Here is an 18,590-nt window from a genome sequence, read left to right as displayed (position 1 = left end):
CGCGTGCGGGGCGTTACGACGCCCCGACCTTCAGCAGCTTGCCGTCCCGTTCGTCCGTCAGCAGATACAGGTAACCATCCGGCCCGCTGCGCACCTCGCGGATGCGTTCGCCGCGATCGCCCAGAAGCCGCTCTTCCGCCACCACCTTGTCCCCCTTCAGCGTCAGGCGAATCAGTGCCTTTTGCGCCAGTGCGCCGATGAACAGCGAGTGCCGCCAGGCGGGGAAGCGCTGCCCATCATAGAACGCCATGCCGCTGAGGCCGGGCGAAACCCGCCAATAGTGGAGCGGTTGTTCGGTGCCGGGCACCCGCTCCCCTTTCGCCTCGGGGATCGGCTGGCCGGAATAGTTGATGCCGTAGGTGGCCAGCGGCCAGCCGTAGTTTTTACCCGGCAGCGGGATGTTGAGCTCATCGCCGCCGCGCGGGCCGTGCTCATGCTCCCAGATTGCGCCACTCCACGGGTTCAACGCCAGCCCTTGCGGATTGCGATGGCCGTAAGACCAAACCTCCGGGCGTTTACCTGCCTGGCCGACCCAGGGGTTGTCCGGCGGCACGGCGCCCTCGGCGGTCAGCCGCACCAGTTTGCCCTGCAGTTTGTCGGTCTCTTGCGCCGTCGGCCGCTGATTGTTTTCGCCCAGCGTGATAAACAGGTAGCCTTGCCGATCAAACGCCAATTTGCCGCCGAAGTGATTGCCGACCGACAGCTTGGGCTGCTGACGGAAGATCACCTTAAAGTTTTCCAGCCGCGCGCCATCGTCGCTCAGGCGGCCATAGCCGACCGCCGTGCCGGCTTTGCAGCCCTCGCCCGGTTCGGCGAAGCTGAGATACACCCGGCGGCTGGCGGCGAAATCGGGCGCCGGCAGCACCTCCAGCAGGCCGCCCTGCCCTTCGGCGTAGACCTGCGGCACACCGGCGATCGGCGGCGACAGCCCTTTATCCTGCTGCCACAGCCGCAGCCGGCCGGGCCGTTCGGTGATAAGCAGGCCTTGTTCCGCCGGCAAGAAGGCCAGCGACCAAGGGTGTTCCAGGCCGTCCTGCAATTGGCTGACCGTCGGCGCGGCGTGCGCCAGGCCGCTGCACAGCAGCAAACCGGCCAGCAGAGTCAATCGGGGCATGGCGTCCTCCTGAAGATGAAATGACCCGTTTAGTGTAGCCCACTCAGCGGCCGCGGTCGTTTGCATTACATTTCAACGGGTTGCCTTTTAGCCGCCATGTGCTTAAGTTAATCCATTACCCAGGAGGAAAAATGGACATTACCGTTACCGACGCGATCGACGAACAAACCCTCGATGCGATCAGGCAAGGCCTGCGCGCTTACAACCTGCCGCATATCGACGCCCGTCACCGCAAGCCGCTCAGCGTCTATGCGCGCGACGAAGCCGGCGCGGTGATCGGCGGCCTGACCGCCGAAACCTGGGGCAACTGGCTGAGCGTCGAGTGGCTATGGGTGGCGGATACCCAGCGCGGCAGCGGCCTCGGCGGTCGGCTGATGCGCGCCGCCGAGCACGAGGCGCAGGCGCGCGGCTGCCGCTACGCCCGCCTCGACACCTTCAGCTTTCAGGCGCGGCCGTTCTACGAAAAGCTCGGCTATCAGCTGCAAATGACGCTGAAAGAGTATCCGGTAGAACATGAGTGTTATTTACTTACCAAAACGCTGACTGATTAATGGATGGACGGATGGACAGCAAAAGCATGGTGGTGAACTGTGTGGCGTACAAAGCCGGCCAACGGCTGGGCGAAGTGACCATCGACGATATCAGCGAGGTGGTCAAACAGCCCGACACCTTCATCTGGCTGGGATTAAGGCAGCCGGAGCCGGCGTTTATGCGCAAGGTGCAGGAGGAGTTCGGGCTGCACGATTTGGCGATCGAAGACGCGCTGTGCGCGCACCAGCGGCCGAAGCTGGAGACCTACGGCGACTCGCTGTTCATCGTGGTGAAAACCGCGCAGTGGGGCGAGCACGACGAAATCGAATACGGCGAAACCCACTTCTTCGTCGGCAAAAACTTTCTGGTGACGGTGCGCCACGGCGCTTCGCCCAGTTACGCGCCGATCCGCGCCAAGGCGGAAGAGAACCACAAGCAGATGTGCCGCGGGCCGGGCTTCGCCCTCTATTCGGTGTTGGACTTCGTGGTGGATAACTACCGCAGCGTGGTGGCGCGCTTCGAGAGCACCATCGAGAACATTGAAGCCAACATGTTTCAGTCAGAGTTCGATCAGGCGGCGATCGAGAACGTCTATACCCTGCGCCGCCATCTGCTGGCGCTGCGCAACGCCGCGCTGCCGATGGATGAAATTTGCAACCAGCTGATCCGCCTGCACGAAGAGGTGATCCCGAAAGAGCTGCGCGCCTACGTGCGCGACGTGCAAGATCACGCCCATCAGGTGGTCAGCAATATCGACGACATGCGCGAAATGCTAACCAACGCCATGCACGTCAACCTGGCGCTGGTGACGGTCAAACAAAACGAAGTGGTGAAACGGCTGGCGGGTTGGGGGGCAATCTTGGCCATCCCGACGGTGGTCTTCAGCCTGTACGGGATGAACTTCGCCGACATGCCGGAACTGAAGTTCCCGTGGGCCTATCACGCCACGCTGGGAGTGACCACCGTCGGCTGCATTTTCCTGTATCAGAAACTGAAGAAATCGGGCTGGCTGTAAGCGCCAGAACGGCGCTTTTCCCGCCGACGAAAACGATCGCGGGGCGGCTGGGATCACCAGCCGCCCCCGTTGCTTCAATACAGCATCGGCCGCCGATCGCGATGCACGTGATTGTGGCGGCCGATGTGCTTGTCATCAGCCGCGCCGATATCTATCGATGCCAGCACCATGCCTTCGCCTGTCAGGCTCTGCGTCAACGGATAGCCATCGGCGTCGACGATCACCGAACCGCCGATCCACGCAACGCCGCGCTCCGTTTCGCAACGATCGCACACCGCGATGAACAGCCGATTGACGGCGGCGTTGGCCTGGGCCTTCACCATCTCCGCCGGCCGTTCGCCCTGCGGGCGCGGCGCCAGCGGCCAGTTGACCGGCGCGCACAGCAGCTGAGCACCGGCCAACGCAGGCAAGCGCACCCACTCCGGAAACTCGAGGTCGTAACAGATCATCACCGCCAACCGGCCAAAACGCGTCTCGACGACCGGCGGCGGCCGATCGCCGGCGGTAAAGATCGAACTCTCTTCATGCCACAGGTGTGCTTTGCGATAAATCGCCCTCACCCCCTGCGCATCGATCAACGCCGCGCTGTTGGCCACCTCGCCATCAGGCAGACGCTCGCAAAAACCGGCGACGATCGCCACATCCAGCTCACTCGCCAGGGCACACCACAGGCTGAGGCTGGGCCCATCTTCGGCCTCGGCCAACGCCCGCGCCTCCGCCTTGTCGCGCAGCACATAGCCGCTGTTCACCAACTCCGGCAACACGATAACGTTGGCGCCGCGCTGCGCTGCCCGGCGGATCGCCTGGGCGGACAGCGCCCGATTATGTTCCGCTTCCCCTACCCGCAGCGCCAACTGGCAGCATGCGACGCTGATTTTTTCCTTCACTCCCGTTCTCCTTCCAATAATCCCTCGCAGCGCAACGCCACCCGCCGTTCGGCTTCGAGATCGAGCTTTCGGCACATGACGACATAAACGCTCCCGGCCACCAGCAAGCCGATCAGAAAAGCGATATCCGCGCCGCCCAGTAAAACAGCAAAGGGGCCGGTGTAAAAGCCCAACGTCATGAACGGCACCATCGCCAGCAGGCCGATCGCGTAGGCCGTCAGACCGGAGCCGCCCCAACGGCCGTAGATCCCCGCCGGGTTGAAGATTTCACCTATCGCGTAATGCCCGCCGCGCACCACGTAAAAGTCCATCAGATTCACCGCCGTCCAGGGCACCAGGAAATACAGCATCAGCAGCACGAAGGTATTGAAGCTGGCGAGATAGCTCGCCGGGATAGCCAACGCCACCGCGAACACCGTCAGAGCGACGACGCCGATGCCGGCCATGCGTAATTTCAACGTTGGCGTCACTTTACGGAACGCGTCAATCGCGCTGAGGCTGGTCAGCATCGCGCCATAACAGTTGACCGCCATGATGCCGACCAGCGAAGGCACGGCGATAAGCACAGCCAGCGTGCCGAACCCCTGATAGATGCCATTCCCCACCGCCTGTACGCTGCCGATCGCATCGGGAGCCGGTAATGCTGAGGCCAGAAACGCGCCCAGCGACATCAGCCAAAGCGCCGATCCGGCCGCCCCCAGATAAGTCCAAAAGATCACGTTGGCCGACGGCGTTTCATGCGGCAAATAGCGCGAGTAGTCGGAGACATACACCGCGTAGCTGATCTGGTAGCCGGCGGCCGCCGACAGCTGAATCAAAAAAGCCGCCCACGAAAAATGTCCGGCGCCGACGACAGCGTCCATCCGCAGCGACAGCACGGCACCGACCGTCAGCACGCCGAACACCGCCATCATCACATAGGTCAGCCAGCGCTGCACCGCATGCAGCATATCGTGGCCGACGATCGCCAACAGCACGGCCACCGCGATCAGCAACGCATACCAAGGCGGACGGTGGCCCGGCAATACCGTGTTGATCGCATCGGTCGCGAGAATAACGTTGAACACGTTGAAGCCGATGTAAACAAACACCACGGCGGCAAAGGGAACGATGGCGCCACGCAGGCCGAATTGGGCCCGCGACTGGATCATCTGTGGCAGCCCCATGCGCGGCCCCTGATTGGCATGACACGCCATGAAGAACGTGCCGAACCCCACGCCGACGACAATGGCCAGCATCGAATAAAGCGCGCCCAACCCCAACGCCGGGCCGGTGAAACCGACCACCATCGTCGTCAAAACGAAATTACCGGTGAACCAAAACGGCGCCTGATGCCAAACCTTGCCATGCCGCTCGTGACGGGGCACATAGTCTATCGAGCGCACTTCAATTTTTGGGCGTGGCGCCACATTGCGATTGTTCATGTCCCACCTCGTCGTTTCAACGCTCGGTTTGGGTCTGCAGCTGCGGCGCCGGGCGGCTCAGCAAGCTGCCCAACACGAAGGCGACGCCGCCGCCCAGCAGACCGCCGTAGATCGGGCTGTTGGCGTCGATGCCGTGCCAGATCATCAGCCCCACCACGCACAGGCTGCCGGTCAGCATGCTGGCGATGGCGCCGGCGCTGGTGGCGCGCGGCCAGAAGATAGCCCCCACCAACGGGATCAGCATGCCGCCCACCAACAGGTTGTAAGCCAGCGTTAGCGCCGCCAGCACGTCGCGCACCACAAACGCCAGCCCCAGCATGACCGCGCCCATGAAAAGCGTGGTGAAGCGCCCGGCGGCCAGCCCGCCAGAAGGTTTACGGCGGATGGCCGGCAACACGTCCTCCAGCGCGATGGTCGAAGAGGCCAGCAGGCAGGCGCTGGCGGTGGACATCAGCGCCGCCAGGGCCGCCGCGGCCACCAGCCCGCTGACGCCGACCGGCAACACCGCCTGCGCGATGGCGGCGAAGGCGCCGTCGGTATTACTGAGCGACGGCAGTACGATCTTGCCGGCCATGCCGATCAGCGCGCCGGTCACGCCGTACAGCACGCAATAGACGCCCGCCCCCAGCCCGGCGAAGCGCGCCACATTGGCGCTACGGGCGGTGAACACCCGCTGCCAGATGTCCTGACCGATCAGAATGCCGAAGAAGTAGATCAGGAAGAACACCAGAATGGTATCCAGCCCGATCGACGACAGCTGGTAGTAATCGGCGGGCAGCAGGCTGGTGAACGCCTCCCAGCCGCCGGCCTTGACGATGCTCATCGGCATCAGCACCAGCATCATGCCGACGGTCATGATGATGAACTGAATGATGTCGGTCAGCGTCAGCGACCACATGCCCCCCAGCGTCGAATACAGCACCACCAGCCCGCCGCCGAGCAGGATAGACGCGCTGAACGACAGGCCGAACATCACCTGCATCACGCTGCCGATGGCGATGATCGAGGTCACCGCCACCATCAGGTCATACGCCAGCATGATCGCGCCGCTGGTGACCCGCGCCGCCGGGTGATACCGCCGCGACAGCACCTGGCTGACGGTATACAGCTTCAGTTTGAGCAGCGGTTTGGCCAGCACCAGACTCAGCACCACAATGCCCAGCCCGAGCGCGCCGCACAGCCAGACGCCGGAGATGCCGTAGGTGTAGCCGAGCTTGACGCTGCCGATGGTCGACGCGCCGCCGAGCACCACCGCCGACAGCGTGCCCAGATACAGCCCCGGCCCCAGGTTGCGCCCGGCCACCAGATACGCCTCTTTGGAGTTGGCGCGGCGAATGCCCATCCACCCAACCGCGCCTATCACCAGAAAGTAAATCACCACAACCAGCAGATCGAGATTCATGGGTACCTCCACTCCGTTGTTATTGTTATCGGGGGCCCGACGCAACCGCTCCGCCGGCAGGGTCAGTACGACGGCCTCAGCGGGCCGGCAGCACGCACAGCATTTCAAACAGCAGATTGGCCGCCAGCAGCGCCGTATTGCCGGAACGATCGTAAGGCGGCGACACCTCCACCACGTCGCCGCCAATCAGGTTCAGCCCACGGCAGCCGCGCACGATCTCCAGCCCTTGCCAAACCGACAGTCCGCCGACCTCCGGCGTGCCGGTGCCCGGCGCGAAGGCCGGATCCAGCCCGTCGATATCGAAACTGAGATAAACCGGCGCATCGCCCATCTGCTCGCGGATCTCCGCCATCAGCGGCGTCAGCGACCGATGCCAGCAAGCTTCGGCCGGCACCACGCGAAAGCCCTGGCGCCGTGACCAATCGAAGTCATCCGCCGCATAGCCGCTGCCGCGCAGACCAATCTGCACCACTTTTTCCGGCGCCAGCAGCCCCTCCTCAAACGCGCGGCGGAAGGTGGTGCCGTGCGCCAGCTGTTCGCCAAACATCTCCTCGTTGGTGTCGGAATGCGCATCGACGTGGATCAGCCCGACCGGGCCATGTCGGCGGGCGATGGCGCGCAGCACCGGCAGCGTCAGGGTGTGGTCGCCACCAAGCGTCAACGGCGTGCAGCCGTGCGCCAGGATCTCGCGGTAAGCCGCCTCGATGCGCCGTACGCTGTCCGCCAGGCTGTAGGGGTTAATGGCGACGTCCCCCAGATCGGCCACCTGCAGCCGTTCGAATGGGGCGGAGCCGGTGCCCATGTTGTAGGGGCGGATCATCACCGACTCCTGGCGGATCTGGCGCGGGCCATAGCGGGTGCCGCTGCGATTGGAGGTGCCGATATCCAGAGGAATGCCGACAAAGGCGGCGTCCAGACCACGCGCCTGATCGGCGGCGGGCAGGCGCATCATGGTGGGGAGACCGGCAAAGCGCGGCATGTCGTTGCCGCTTTGGGGTTGGTTCAGCATGGCGTTTCCTTGTCTTGGGCTTGCGATAAATTGAAACATTTAAGCAACATTCGCAGACTACCCCGTTGACCGCACCGGCTACCATTCCCGCTTTTGCATGTAAACATCGAAAAACACGATGTAACTAACCCATTGAAGCGTTGATTTTTATTTCAATCTCATGCCATAAGAAAGGCCATATCTTCAGCGCCGCGCCTATTTCTTCGATGTTAAAAATGGGTTAAGCGGCCGACGTTCTGCGGAGGGGGCGATGCTCACTAACCTAAGCGATATCGATCTGAAGCTGTTGCGGGTGTTCGTCGCGGTGGCGGAAGCCCAGGGCGTCAGCGCCGCACAGGAAACGCTGCTGATGAACCAATCCACCATCAGCACCCATCTGGCCTCGCTGGAAACGCGACTGGGTTTTCGCCTGTGCCAGCGCGGGCGCTCCGGCTTCCGGCTGACGCCAAAAGGGGAACGCATGCTGATCGCCTGCCGCTCCTTGTTCAACGCCGCCCGCGACTTCACCCGGGTCAGCCAGTCGCTGAACGGCCTGCTGACCGGCGATCTGCAAATTGGTTTGGTGGATAACCTGGTTTCACTGCCGGGCAACCCGTTCAGTCAGGCCATCAAGCACTTTCAGCGGCGCCACCAGGACGTGCAATTGCAGTGCCGCATCTGTTCACCGAACGAGATTGAACAAGGGCTGCTGCACCGGCAGCTCGATCTGGGCATCGGCTACTTTGGCCAGCAGTTGGAGGCGTTGCGTTATCAACCGTGGCTGGAGGAGACGCAGGCGATCTATTGCAGTGAGGATCACCCGCTGTTCGCGGTGGAAGAACCCGAGCGCGAGCAGATTGAAAACGCGCGCTGGGTCAAACGCGGCTACCTGCTGGCGCAGCAGCTGTGCCCGATCGCCCCGCCGCATCTGGCCGCGGTGGCCCACCACATGGAGAGCGTCGCCCATCTGGTGCTGAGCGGCACCTGTCTCGGTTATCTGCCCACCCACTATGCGGCGCGCTGGGTGGAGCAAGGGCTGCTGCGGCAGTTGGGCGGCACGGCGCTCTCTTACCGCGCCACGCTCAGCCTGGTCAGCCGCCCCGTCCAACCCGACGAGGCGTTGAACGCGCTGTTGGCGGATTTGGCGCGCGCCGGCGAAAAAAAGCCCCGCATGCGCGGGGCCTGACGGACGTTAACTGACCGGCATGCGCGCCGGATCGGGATACTGGTATTCAAAACCCAGCTCGTTGCAGATGCGGTTGCCGTCCACCAGCCGCTCATCCTGTTCCGCTTCGTCGGCAAACTGCGGCGGCTCCAGGTGCAGCTGCTCGGCCAGGGCCGGATAGAAATCGCGCTTGGCCGGATGACGCGGCGCGCACAGGTTGTACACGTGGCCGCCCTTCGGCAGCTTGAGCAGCAGTTGGATGGCGGCGATGACGTCGTCCTGGTGCACCAGATTCACCCCCTGCGAGCCCCCCTTCACATCGAGCTTTCCCGCCAGGAAGCGGCCGGGGTGGCGATCGGCGCCCACCAGCCCCGCCAGGCGCAGAATGTCCACCGAGGTATTCGGCAGCTCGTGCAGCCAGCGCTCCAGCTCGGCCAATACCCGGCCGGACGGCGAGACCGGCCGCAGCGGCGACTCTTCGCGCAGCGTGCCGGCGGTTTCGCCATACACCGAGGTGGAACTGGTGAAGATCACCCGCGGCACGCCGAAAGCCATTGCGCTGTCCACCAGCATGCGCACCGCATTGAAATAATTCTCGCTGCCTTCGACGGTGCGGCGCGCGGGCAGCGTGACCACCAGCGCATCCACGCGCAGCAACGACGCCAGATCGTCCGGATCGCAGATCAATTCCGGCGTCAGCTCCAACTGATAACATTCGATGCCGCTCATCCGCGCGGCCTCGACGCCGTCCGGCGTGGTTTTGCTGCCGACCACGTCGTACCCGCGGCCCATCAGCGACAACGCCAGCGGCATGCCCAACCAACCCAGACCAATAATGGCTACCTTTTTCATCCTCTTCCTCTCCTGAAGATCGCAGCGCCCTGCCCTTAAGGCTACGCCACTGCGCGCGGCGATACAATCTGACCGGCTTAAGGTTAGGTAAAGCCGTGTGTGGCTAATAACTCAACCTGTTTCAATAAATTAAATTTATGACGATAAAAAAGAGTTGCACGGCGGACAGCGGATAGTTTAGCTTAATTGCCATACGGTTTTTTACCGACTTTTGCTGAGAGAAAACACCATGACACGCGTTCAGTTCAACCACCATCATCACCATCACCCTGACTAGTCTTTCAGGCGATGTGTGCTGGAAGACGGTTTGTTAATCTTCCAGTGGCGCGCAGAACGCAAGAGAGAGCCCTCGGAAGATTTCTTCCGAGGGTTTTTTTTTGGCTCCGGACAGACAGAAAAGAATAGTTTTTACAATAAATTCATAAAATTACAGATTAAACAGAGGTTACCATGCTGGACAAGACACGTTTACGGATCGCAATGCAGAAGTCGGGCCGCCTGAGCGATGAATCCCAGGAACTGCTGGCGCGCTGCGGCATCAAGATTAACCTGCAGCAGCAGCGTCTGATCGCCTTCGCCGAAAACATGCCGATCGATATCCTGCGCGTGCGCGACGACGACATTCCGGGTCTGGTGATGGACGGCGTGGTCGATCTCGGCATCATCGGCGAGAACGTGCTGGAAGAAGAGCTGCTCAGCCGCCGCGCCCAGGGCGAAGACCCGCGTTACTTCACCCTGCGCCGCCTCGACTTCGGCGGTTGCCGCCTGTCGCTGGCCACCCCGCTCGACGCCGAATACGCCGGCCCGCAAAGCCTGCAGGACGCCCGCATCGCCACCTCTTACCCGCACCTGCTGAAGCAATACCTCGACAAACAGGGCGTGCGCTTCAAATCTTGCCTGCTGAACGGCTCGGTGGAAGTGGCGCCGCGCGCCGGCCTGGCCGACGCCATCTGCGATCTGGTCTCTACCGGCGCCACGCTGGAGGCCAACGGCCTGCGCGAAGTGGAGGTGATCTACCGCTCCAAAGCTTGCCTGATCCAGCGCGACGGCGAAATGCCTGAAGCCAAACAGCAGCTGATTGACCGCCTGATGACCCGCATTCAGGGCGTGATCCAGGCGCGCGAATCCAAATACATCATGCTGCACGCGCCGAGCGAGAAGCTGGACGAGATCGTCGCGCTGCTGCCGGGCGCCGAACGCCCGACCATTCTGCCGCTGGCCGGTGCGCAGAACCGCGTGGCGATGCACATGGTCAGCAGCGAAACCCTGTTCTGGGAAACCATGGAAAAACTGAAAGCGCTCGGCGCCAGCTCGATTCTGGTGCTGCCGATTGAAAAGATGATGGAGTAACGCCATGTCGACCTTCAACACGCCGATCGATTGGGCGACGTGCAGCGCCGAACGCCAGGCCGAGCTGCTGATGCGTCCGGCGATCGCCGCTTCCGACAGCATCACCCGCACGGTGAATGAGATCCTCGACAACGTGAAGGCCAACGGCGATCGGGCGTTGCGCGACTACAGCGCCCGTTTCGACAAGGCGGAAGTCTCGGCGCTGCGCGTCAGCGCCGAGCAGATCGCCGCCGCCGCCGCGCGGTTGGGCGACGACATCAAACAGGCGATGGCAGTGGCCGTCGCCAACGTGGAAACTTTCCACAACGCGCAGCGACTGCCGCCGGTGGACGTCGAAACGCAACCGGGCGTGCGCTGCCAGCAGGTGACCCGCCCAATCGACTCGGTGGGCCTGTATATTCCCGGCGGATCGGCGCCGCTGTTCTCCACCGTGCTGATGCTGGCGACGCCGGCGCGCATCGCCGGCTGCCGCCGGGTAGTGCTGTGCTCGCCGCCGCCGATCGCCGATGAGATCCTGTATGCGGCGCAGCTGTGCGGCGTGCAGGAAGTGTTTCAGGTCGGGGGCGCGCAGGCGATCGCCGCCCTGGCGTTCGGCACCGAAAGCGTGCCGCGCGTGGCGAAGATCTTCGGGCCGGGCAACGCCTTCGTGACCGAAGCCAAGCGGCAGGTCAGCCAGCGCCTTGACGGCGCGGCCATCGACATGCCGGCCGGTCCTTCAGAAGTGCTGGTGATCGCCGACGCCGGCGCCACCCCGGCATTTGTCGCTTCCGATCTGCTGTCGCAGGCCGAGCACGGCCCGGATTCGCAGGTGATCCTGCTGACGCCGGACGCGGCGATGGCGCAGGCGGTGGCCGAAGCGGTGGAAAGCCAGCTGGCCGAGCTGCCGCGCGCCGACACCGCCCGTCAGGCGCTGGCGAGCAGCCGCCTTATCGTGGCGCGCGATCTTCCTGAGTGCGTGGCCATCAGCAACCGCTACGGCCCGGAGCACCTGATCATTCAGACCCGCAATGCGCGTGAGCTGGTGGACGGCATCACCAGCGCCGGTTCGGTGTTCCTCGGCGACTGGTCGCCGGAGTCCGCCGGCGATTATGCTTCCGGCACCAACCACGTGCTGCCGACCTACGGCTACACCGCCACCTGCTCCAGCCTGGGGCTGGCCGATTTTCAAAAACGCATGACGGTGCAGGAGCTGACGCCGCAGGGCTTCAGCAACCTGGCCGCCACCATCGAGACGCTGGCTGCCGCCGAGCAACTGATCGCCCACAAGAACGCCGTGACCCTGCGCGTCGCCGCCCTGAAGGAGCAAGCATGAGCATCGAAAAACTGGCGCGCGCCAACGTTCGCGAGCTGACCCCTTATCAATCGGCGCGCCGCCTCGGCGGTAAGGGCGACGTGTGGCTCAATGCCAACGAATACCCGATCGCGCCTGAATTCCAACTGACCGCGCAAACCTTCAACCGCTATCCGGAGTGCCAGCCGGCGCAGGTGATCGAACGCTACGCCGCCTACGCCGGGGTGAAGAAAGAGCAGGTGCTGGTCAGCCGCGGCGCCGATGAAGGCATCGAGCTGCTGATCCGCGCCTTCTGCGAGCCGGGTAAAGACGCCATTCTGTTCTGCCCGCCGACCTACGGCATGTACGCCGTCAGCGCCGAAACCTTCGGCGTGGAGCGCCGCACCGTAGCCGCCAAAGAAGACTGGCAGCTGGATCTGCCGGCCATCGCAGACAGCCTGGACAACGTGAAGTTGATCTACGTCTGCAGCCCGAACAACCCGACCGGCAATCTGATCAACCCTGACTCTCTGCGCAGCCTGCTGGAGCTGGCCAAAGGCAAGGCGATCGTCGCGGTGGACGAAGCCTACATCGAGTTTTGCCCGCAGGCCTCGGTGGTCGGCTGGCTGAGCGACTATCCGCACCTGGCTATCCTGCGCACGCTGTCGAAGGCCTTTGCGCTGGCCGGCCTGCGCTGCGGCTTTACGCTCGCCAACGAAGATCTGATTGCCCTGCTGCTGAAGGTGATCGCGCCTTACCCGCTCTCGACACCGGTGGCGGATATCGCCGCGCAGGCGCTGAGCGAAGAAGGCATCCGCACCATGCGCCAGCGCGTCACCGACATCGCCGCCACCCGCAGCTGGCTGCAGCAACAGCTGGAAAAATGCGCCTGCGTCGAGCAGGTTTTCGCCAGCGACAGCAATTACCTGCTGGCCCGCTTCACCGCCTCAAGTAATGTGTTTAAAAGCTTGTGGGATCAGGGCATTATCTTACGAGACCAAAACAAACAGCCCGGGTTGTCCGGCTGCCTGCGCATCACCATAGGCACCCGCGACGAATGTCAACGCGTGGTGGACGCCTTGTCCGCCCTGCCCGGCGCCAACCAGACTCGCCAGGAGCCAATGTGAGCCAAAAAATCCTCTTTATCGATCGTGACGGCACGCTGATCGCCGAGCCACCGGAAGATTTCCAGGTTGACCGCCTGGACAAGCTGGCGCTCGAGCCGGACGTGATCCCTTCCCTGCTGGCGCTGCAACAGGCGGGGTATCAGCTGGTGATGATCACCAATCAGGATGGGCTCGGCACCGCCAGTTTCCCGCAGGAAACCTTCGATCCGCCGCACAACCTGATGATGCAGATCCTCAGCTCGCAGGGCATTCAGTTCGCCGACGTGTTGATCTGCCCGCACCTGCCGGCGGACAACTGCGACTGCCGCAAGCCGAAGACCGCGCTGGTGAAGGGTTACCTCGAACCCGGCGTGCTCGATACCGCCCACAGCTACGTGATCGGCGATCGGCCGACCGACGTGCAGCTGGCAGAAAACATGGGCATTCAGGGGCTGCGCTACCAGCGCGGCGTGCTGGGCTGGAAAGAGATCGTGCGTCAGCTGACCCTGCGCGACCGCCATGCGCGGGTTAACCGCGTGACCAAAGAGACGCAGATCGATGTCAACGTCTGGCTGGATCGCGAAGGCGGCAGCAAAATCAAAACCGGCGTCGGCTTCTTCGACCACATGCTGGATCAGATCGCCACCCACGGCGGCTTCCGCATGGAGATCGACGTCAAAGGCGACCTGTATATCGACGATCACCACACCGTAGAGGACACCGGCCTGGCGCTGGGCGAAGCGTTGAACAAGGCGCTGGGCGACAAGCGCGGCATTGCCCGCTTCGGCTTCGTGCTGCCGATGGACGAGTGTCTGGCGCGCTGCGCGCTGGATATCTCCGGCCGCCCGCACCTGGAGTACAAGGCCGAGTTCAACTATCAGCGCGTCGGCGATCTCAGCACCGAAATGGTCGAGCACTTCTTCCGCTCGCTCTCCTACACCATGGGTTGCACGCTGCACCTGAAGACCAAAGGCAAAAACGACCACCACCGGGTCGAAAGCCTGTTCAAAGTGTTTGGCCGCACGCTGCGCCAGGCGATCCGCGTCGAGGGCAATACCCTGCCGAGCTCGAAAGGAGTGCTGTGATGAACGTGGTGATTTTGGATACCGGCTGCGCCAACCTGGCCTCCGTCACCTATGCGGTGCGGCGCCTGGGCTATCAGCCGGAAGTGAGCCGCGATCCGGAGATCGTGCTGCGCGCCGACAAGCTGTTCCTGCCGGGCGTCGGCACCGCGCAGGCGGCGATGGATCAGCTGCGCGAACGCGATCTGATCGAACTGATCAGGGCCTGCACTCAGCCGGTGCTGGGCATCTGCCTCGGCATGCAGCTGCTGGCGGCCAGCAGCGAAGAGAACGGCGGCATAACGACGCTCGGCCTCATCGATACGCCGGTAAAGCAGATGACCGACTTCGGCCTGCCGCTGCCGCACATGGGTTGGAACCAGGTATCCGCGCAGGCGGGCCACCATCTGTTCCGCGGCATCGATGACGGCGCCTACTTCTATTTCGTTCACAGCTATGCGATGCCGATATGCCCCAGCACCATCGCTCAGGCGAACTACGGCGAGCCCTTCACCGCCGCCGTGCAAAAAGACAACTTCTTCGGCGTGCAGTTTCATCCAGAACGATCTGGAGCGGCCGGCGCGCAACTGTTGAAAAACTTTCTGGAGATGTAGGCAGCATGATTATTCCGGCTTTGGATTTGATCGACGGCAATGTGGTGCGTTTGCATCAGGGCGATTACGGCCAACAGCGCGACTACGGCAACGATCCGCTGCTGCGCCTGCAGGACTATCAACAACAGGGCGCCCAGGTGCTGCACCTGGTCGATCTGACCGGCGCCAAAGATCCGGCCGCGCGCCAGATCCCGCTGCTGCGCAAGCTGTTGGCGGGGGTTAACGTGCCGGTGCAGGTCGGCGGCGGCATCCGCAACGAGCAAGACGTCAGCGCCCTGCTGGAGGCCGGCGCCACGCGCGTGGTGATCGGCTCCACCGCGGTGAAACAACCGCAGTTAGTGCAAAGCTGGTTCGAACGCTACGGCGCCGACGCGCTGGTGCTGGCGCTGGATGTGCGTATCGACGCGCAGGGCGTGAAGCGCGTGGCCATCAGCGGCTGGCAGGAAGATTCCGACGCCACGCTGGAACAGGTGGTAGAGCAGTTCCTGCCCTACGGGCTGAAACACGTGCTGTGCACCGACATTTCGCGCGACGGCACGCTGGCCGGTTCCAACGTGGCGCTGTATCAGGAGATCAGCCGCCGCTATCCGCAAGTGGCCTTCCAGGCCTCGGGCGGCATCGGCAATCTGGACGACATCGCCCAGTTGCGCGGCAGCGGCGTAGCCGGCGTGATCGTCGGGCGCGCCCTGCTGGAAGGTAAATTTAGCGTTGAGGAGGCGATTGCATGCTGGCAAAACGGATAATCCCGTGTCTGGATGTTAAAGACGGGCAAGTGGTGAAAGGCGTGCAGTTCCGCAACCACGAAATCATCGGCGACATCGTGCCGCTGGCGCAGCGCTATGCGCAAGAAGGCGCGGACGAGCTGGTGTTTTACGATATCACCGCCTCGAGCGACGGCCGGGTGGTGGACAAAAGCTGGGTGTCGCGCGTGGCAGAGGTGATTGATATTCCGTTCTGCGTCGCCGGCGGCATTAAAAGCGCCGAGGACGCCAGCCAGATCCTGTCTTTCGGCGCCGACAAAATCTCCATCAACTCACCGGCGCTGGCCGATCCCGATCTGATTAGCCGCCTGGCGGATCGCTTTGGCGTGCAGTGCATCGTGGTGGGCATCGATACCTGGTTCGACAGTGAAACCGGCAAGTATCACGTCAATCAATATACCGGCGACGAGAGCCGCACCCGCGTCACCCAGTGGGAAACCCTCGACTGGGTGCAGGAAGTGCAGCGCCGCGGCGCCGGTGAGATCGTGCTGAACATGATGAACCAGGACGGCGTGCGCAACGGTTACGATCTGCAGCAGCTGCGCCGAGTGCGCGAGGTCTGCAAGGTGCCGCTGATCGCCTCCGGCGGCGCGGGCACGATGGAGCACTTCCTGGAAGCGTTCCGCGATGCGGACGTCGACGGCGCTCTGGCGGCATCGGTGTTCCACAAACAAATCATCAATATCGGCGAACTGAAAAGGTTCCTGGTCGAACAAGGCGTGGAGATTCGCGTGTGCTGACAGAACAACAGAGAAACCAGCTGGACTGGGAGAAAACCGACGGCCTGATGCCGGCCATCGTGCAACACGCCATTTCCGGCGAAGTGCTGATGCTGGGTTACATGACGCCAGAAGCGCTGGCGACCACCGAGCAGAGCGGCAATGTCACCTTCTTTTCGCGCACCAAGCAGCGCCTGTGGACCAAAGGCGAAAGTTCCGGCCACTTCCTCAAGGTGGTCAGCATCACGCCGGACTGCGATAACGACACGCTGCTGGTATTGGCCAACCCGATCGGCCCGACCTGCCACCTGGGCAACAGCAGCTGCTTCCATCCGGCCGCCAGCGACTGGACGTTCCTCTATCAGCTGGAACAGCTGTTGGCGGAGCGCAAGCATGCCAGCCCGGACAGCTCATACACCGCCAGCCTGTACGCCAGCGGCACCAAACGCATCGCGCAGAAGGTCGGGGAAGAAGGCGTGGAAACCGCGCTGGCCGCCACGGTCAACGATCGCGAAGAGCTGACCAACGAGGCCTCGGATCTGATCTATCACCTGCTGGTGCTGCTGCAGGATCAGGATTTGGATCTGAGCGCGGTGATCGGCCGGCTGCGCGAGCGGCATCAGAAAAAAGCGTGACATTAAATCACGCGCAATAAAAAAGCCGCCGGGCGTTAACCTCGGCGGCTTTTTTTATCGCTCAACGAGCGGGCTTATTCCATCCACTCGGTATGGAACACGCCTTCCTTGTCGATGCGTTTGTAGGTATGCGCGCCGAAGTAGTCGCGCTGCGCCTGGATCAGGTTAGCCGGCAGCACCGCTGAACGGTAGCTGTCGTAGTAAGCGATCGCGGCGGAGAAGGTTGGCGTAGGGATACCGTTCTGCACGGCATAGGCCACCACGTCGCGCAGCGCCTGCTGGTACTCGTCGGCAATTTGCTTGAAGTATGGCGCCAGCAGCAGGTTGGCGATATCGGCATCTGCCGCGTAAGCGTCAGTGATCTTCTGCAGGAACTGGGCACGGATGATACAGCCGGCGCGGAAGATCTTGGCGATTTCGCCGTAGTGCAGATCCCAGTTGTTTTCTTTGGACGCGGCTTTCAGCTGAGAGAAGCCCTGCGCGTAGGATACGATCTTGCCCAAATACAGTGCGCGACGCACTTTCTCGATGAACTCAGCTTTGTCGCCGGTGAACGGTGCCACTTTCGGGCCGGTCAGCACTTTAGAGGCAGCAACGCGCTGATCTTTCAGCGAGGACAGGTAGCGCGCGAACACCGATTCGGTGATCAGCGACAGCGGTTCGCCCAGATCCAGCGAGCTCTGACTGGTCCACTTGCCGGTGCCTTTGTTGGCGGCTTCGTCCAGGATCACATCGACCAGGTATTTACCCTCTTCGTCTTTCTTGGTGAAGATGTCTTTGGTGATGTCGATCAGGTAGCTGTTCAGCTCACCCTTGTTCCACTCGGCGAAGGTTTCGGCCAGCTGCTCGTTGCTCAGGTTCAGCGCCTGCTTCAGCAGAGAATAGGCTTCGGCAATCAGCTGCATGTCGCCGTATTCGATACCATTGTGCACCATCTTCACATAGTGGCCAGCACCGTCAGCGCCGATATAAGTCACGCAAGGCTCGCCTTCCGCAACCGCAGCGATTTTCTCCAGGATCGGCGCCACCAGCTCGTAAGCTTCTTTCTGGCCGCCAGGCATGATGGAAGGCCCTTTCAGCGCCCCCTCTTCACCGCCGGAAACGCCGGTGCCGATGAAGTTGAAGCCCTGGTCGGACAGTTCGCGGTTACGACGGATGGTGTCCTGATAGTAGGTGTTGCCGCCATCGATCAGGATATCGCCCTTGTCCAGGTGCGGAGTCAGCGAGGCAATGGTTTTATCCGTCGCTTCGCCCGCTTTCACCATCAGCAGGATGCGGCGCGGTTTTTCCAGCGATTCGACAAACTCTTCAACGGTGTAATACGGCGCCAGGTTTTTGCCCGGGTTCTCAGCGATCACTTCGTCAGTCTTGTCGCCAGAACGGTTGAAAATGGAAACGGTGTAACCACGGCTCTCGATGTTCAGCGCGAGGTTGCGGCCCATTACCGCCATGCCGACAACGCCGATTTGTTGCTTGGACATTTAGGAACTCCTGTCTGAGATAATTACCACATTGTAATCATATAGTTATACAACATAGTAGGGATGCATTGCTTTATTGTACATGATTATTCCTAAGCATGTACCTATCGCAGCCATAACAATCTTTACAAAATCACGCACAGTTGGCAGTTCTGTATACGCCCTGAGCTCATTGCTACATTACCGGTAACATTGCAGAAAAGAAAAGGTTCGGA

Annotated in this window: 19 protein-coding genes and 1 other annotated feature; of the genes, 12 read left to right on the top strand and 7 right to left on the bottom strand. The window is 62.3% G+C overall.

Features of this window, described 5'->3' with window-relative positions:
• Positions 1–13 precede the first annotated feature (13 nt).
• Entirely contained in the window at positions 14–1,114 is a 1,101-nt protein-coding gene (locus HWW83_RS01910) for a PQQ-dependent sugar dehydrogenase (RefSeq protein ID WP_176588953.1), read from the bottom strand.
• Positions 1,115–1,245: 131 nt separating this feature from the next.
• On the opposite strand from HWW83_RS01910, the gene HWW83_RS01905 reads away from it, so the two are divergent.
• Together HWW83_RS01905 and HWW83_RS01900 are read left to right on the top strand one after the other, a co-directional pair.
• The gene (locus HWW83_RS01905; protein ID WP_149543027.1) at positions 1,246–1,665 is read left to right on the top strand and encodes a GNAT family N-acetyltransferase; all 420 of its coding nucleotides are present in this window, start codon (positions 1,246–1,248) and stop codon (positions 1,663–1,665) included.
• 11 nt (positions 1,666–1,676) lie between these two features.
• Positions 1,677–2,660, top strand: a complete 984-nt coding sequence (locus HWW83_RS01900) for a magnesium and cobalt transport protein CorA (protein WP_176588952.1) — start codon at positions 1,677–1,679, stop codon at positions 2,658–2,660.
• 74 nt (positions 2,661–2,734) lie between these two features.
• On the opposite strand, the gene HWW83_RS01895 is transcribed toward HWW83_RS01900, so the two are convergent.
• From HWW83_RS01895 to speB, 4 genes are all read right to left on the bottom strand, one after another.
• Positions 2,735–3,547, bottom strand: coding sequence for a nitrilase-related carbon-nitrogen hydrolase (locus tag HWW83_RS01895; protein ID WP_176588951.1), 813 nt, complete (start codon positions 3,545–3,547; stop codon positions 2,735–2,737).
• Positions 3,544–4,971 (bottom strand): purine-cytosine permease family protein, encoded by a 1,428-nt coding sequence (locus HWW83_RS01890; RefSeq protein WP_122016369.1) that lies wholly within the window; start codon positions 4,969–4,971, stop codon positions 3,544–3,546. The genes HWW83_RS01895 and HWW83_RS01890 overlap by 4 nt, the downstream gene beginning before the upstream one ends.
• Positions 4,972–4,987: 16 nt before the next feature.
• Positions 4,988–6,373 (bottom strand): sodium:solute symporter family protein, encoded by a 1,386-nt coding sequence (locus HWW83_RS01885; RefSeq protein ID WP_129993303.1) that lies wholly within the window; start codon positions 6,371–6,373, stop codon positions 4,988–4,990.
• Positions 6,374–6,449: 76 nt separating this feature from the next.
• The gene (speB, locus tag HWW83_RS01880; RefSeq protein ID WP_033642489.1) at positions 6,450–7,382 is read right to left on the bottom strand and encodes an agmatinase; all 933 of its coding nucleotides are present in this window, start codon (positions 7,380–7,382) and stop codon (positions 6,450–6,452) included.
• 250 nt (positions 7,383–7,632) lie between these two features.
• On the opposite strand from speB, the gene HWW83_RS01875 reads away from it, so the two are divergent.
• Positions 7,633–8,547 (top strand): LysR family transcriptional regulator, encoded by a 915-nt coding sequence (locus tag HWW83_RS01875; RefSeq protein WP_176588950.1) that lies wholly within the window; start codon positions 7,633–7,635, stop codon positions 8,545–8,547.
• Between the two features lie 6 nt (positions 8,548–8,553).
• Here HWW83_RS01875 and HWW83_RS01870 read toward each other — a convergent pair whose 3' ends face one another.
• Complete coding sequence (locus HWW83_RS01870) at positions 8,554–9,378, bottom strand: SDR family oxidoreductase (RefSeq protein ID WP_033642487.1); 825 nt, start codon at positions 9,376–9,378, stop codon at positions 8,554–8,556.
• A gap of 229 nt (positions 9,379–9,607) precedes the next feature.
• Between HWW83_RS01870 and hisL the strand changes: the two genes are divergently transcribed.
• The 9 genes from hisL to hisIE all read left to right on the top strand — a co-directional run bounded on the left by hisL (position 9,608) and on the right by hisIE (position 16,894).
• The gene (hisL, locus tag HWW83_RS01865) at positions 9,608–9,655 is read left to right on the top strand and encodes a his operon leader peptide (RefSeq protein ID WP_100396937.1); all 48 of its coding nucleotides are present in this window, start codon (positions 9,608–9,610) and stop codon (positions 9,653–9,655) included.
• Positions 9,631–9,757 (top strand) — a sequence feature (His leader region). Its footprint overlaps the gene before it by 25 nt.
• A gap of 71 nt (positions 9,758–9,828) precedes the next feature.
• Positions 9,829–10,728, top strand: coding sequence for an ATP phosphoribosyltransferase (hisG, locus tag HWW83_RS01860; protein WP_015377256.1), 900 nt, complete (start codon positions 9,829–9,831; stop codon positions 10,726–10,728).
• A gap of 4 nt (positions 10,729–10,732) precedes the next feature.
• Entirely contained in the window at positions 10,733–12,040 is a 1,308-nt protein-coding gene (gene hisD, locus HWW83_RS01855; RefSeq protein WP_176588949.1) for a histidinol dehydrogenase, read from the top strand.
• Positions 12,037–13,125 carry a histidinol-phosphate transaminase gene (gene hisC, locus HWW83_RS01850; RefSeq protein WP_176588948.1) on the top strand — a complete coding sequence of 363 codons (1,089 nt, stop codon included), beginning with the start codon at positions 12,037–12,039 and terminating at the stop codon, positions 13,123–13,125. The genes hisD and hisC overlap by 4 nt, the downstream gene beginning before the upstream one ends.
• Positions 13,122–14,189 (top strand): bifunctional histidinol-phosphatase/imidazoleglycerol-phosphate dehydratase HisB, encoded by a 1,068-nt coding sequence (gene hisB / locus HWW83_RS01845; protein ID WP_015377254.1) that lies wholly within the window; start codon positions 13,122–13,124, stop codon positions 14,187–14,189. The genes hisC and hisB overlap by 4 nt, the downstream gene beginning before the upstream one ends.
• Complete coding sequence (gene hisH / locus HWW83_RS01840; RefSeq protein WP_021504315.1) at positions 14,189–14,779, top strand: imidazole glycerol phosphate synthase subunit HisH; 591 nt, start codon at positions 14,189–14,191, stop codon at positions 14,777–14,779. The genes hisB and hisH overlap by 1 nt, the downstream gene beginning before the upstream one ends.
• A 5-nt stretch (positions 14,780–14,784) precedes the next feature.
• On the top strand, positions 14,785–15,522 hold the full coding sequence (gene hisA, locus HWW83_RS01835; protein ID WP_033650627.1) for a 1-(5-phosphoribosyl)-5-[(5-phosphoribosylamino)methylideneamino]imidazole-4-carboxamide isomerase: 738 nt from the start codon (positions 14,785–14,787) through the stop codon (positions 15,520–15,522).
• Positions 15,504–16,280, top strand: a complete 777-nt coding sequence (hisF, locus tag HWW83_RS01830; RefSeq protein WP_033642483.1) for an imidazole glycerol phosphate synthase subunit HisF — start codon at positions 15,504–15,506, stop codon at positions 16,278–16,280. Before hisA ends, hisF begins: the two co-directional genes overlap by 19 nt.
• Positions 16,274–16,894 (top strand): bifunctional phosphoribosyl-AMP cyclohydrolase/phosphoribosyl-ATP diphosphatase HisIE, encoded by a 621-nt coding sequence (gene hisIE, locus HWW83_RS01825; RefSeq protein WP_089194486.1) that lies wholly within the window; start codon positions 16,274–16,276, stop codon positions 16,892–16,894. Before hisF ends, hisIE begins: the two co-directional genes overlap by 7 nt.
• 74 nt (positions 16,895–16,968) lie before the next feature.
• On the opposite strand, the gene gnd is transcribed toward hisIE, so the two are convergent.
• A complete protein-coding gene (gene gnd, locus HWW83_RS01820; protein WP_004938815.1) occupies positions 16,969–18,375 on the bottom strand; it encodes an NADP-dependent phosphogluconate dehydrogenase in 1,407 nt (468 codons plus the stop codon).
• Positions 18,376–18,590: the final 215 nt, after the last annotated feature.

The organism is Serratia ureilytica (assembly GCF_013375155.1).
GTDB classification, from domain to species: Bacteria; Pseudomonadota; Gammaproteobacteria; order Enterobacterales; family Enterobacteriaceae; genus Serratia; species Serratia ureilytica.
This window is presented reverse-complemented; position numbering and strand designations above follow the sequence as displayed.

Coding starts and splice junctions, on each gene's coding strand:
- HWW83_RS01910 (WP_176588953.1), bottom strand. CDS start 1,114: ATGCCCCGATTGACTCTGCTGGCCGGTTTGCTGCTGTGCAGCGGCCTG.
- HWW83_RS01905 (WP_149543027.1), top strand. CDS start 1,246: ATGGACATTACCGTTACCGACGCGATCGACGAACAAACCCTCGATGCG.
- HWW83_RS01900 (WP_176588952.1), top strand. CDS start 1,677: ATGGACAGCAAAAGCATGGTGGTGAACTGTGTGGCGTACAAAGCCGGC.
- HWW83_RS01890 (WP_122016369.1), bottom strand. CDS start 4,971: ATGAACAATCGCAATGTGGCGCCACGCCCAAAAATTGAAGTGCGCTCG.
- HWW83_RS01885 (WP_129993303.1), bottom strand. CDS start 6,373: ATGAATCTCGATCTGCTGGTTGTGGTGATTTACTTTCTGGTGATAGGC.
- speB (WP_033642489.1), bottom strand. CDS start 7,382: ATGCTGAACCAACCCCAAAGCGGCAACGACATGCCGCGCTTTGCCGGT.
- HWW83_RS01875 (WP_176588950.1), top strand. CDS start 7,633: ATGCTCACTAACCTAAGCGATATCGATCTGAAGCTGTTGCGGGTGTTC.
- HWW83_RS01870 (WP_033642487.1), bottom strand. CDS start 9,378: ATGAAAAAGGTAGCCATTATTGGTCTGGGTTGGTTGGGCATGCCGCTG.
- hisG (WP_015377256.1), top strand. CDS start 9,829: ATGCTGGACAAGACACGTTTACGGATCGCAATGCAGAAGTCGGGCCGC.
- hisD (WP_176588949.1), top strand. CDS start 10,733: ATGTCGACCTTCAACACGCCGATCGATTGGGCGACGTGCAGCGCCGAA.
- hisC (WP_176588948.1), top strand. CDS start 12,037: ATGAGCATCGAAAAACTGGCGCGCGCCAACGTTCGCGAGCTGACCCCT.
- hisH (WP_021504315.1), top strand. CDS start 14,189: ATGAACGTGGTGATTTTGGATACCGGCTGCGCCAACCTGGCCTCCGTC.
- hisA (WP_033650627.1), top strand. CDS start 14,785: ATGATTATTCCGGCTTTGGATTTGATCGACGGCAATGTGGTGCGTTTG.
- hisF (WP_033642483.1), top strand. CDS start 15,504: ATGCTGGCAAAACGGATAATCCCGTGTCTGGATGTTAAAGACGGGCAA.
- gnd (WP_004938815.1), bottom strand. CDS start 18,375: ATGTCCAAGCAACAAATCGGCGTTGTCGGCATGGCGGTAATGGGCCGC.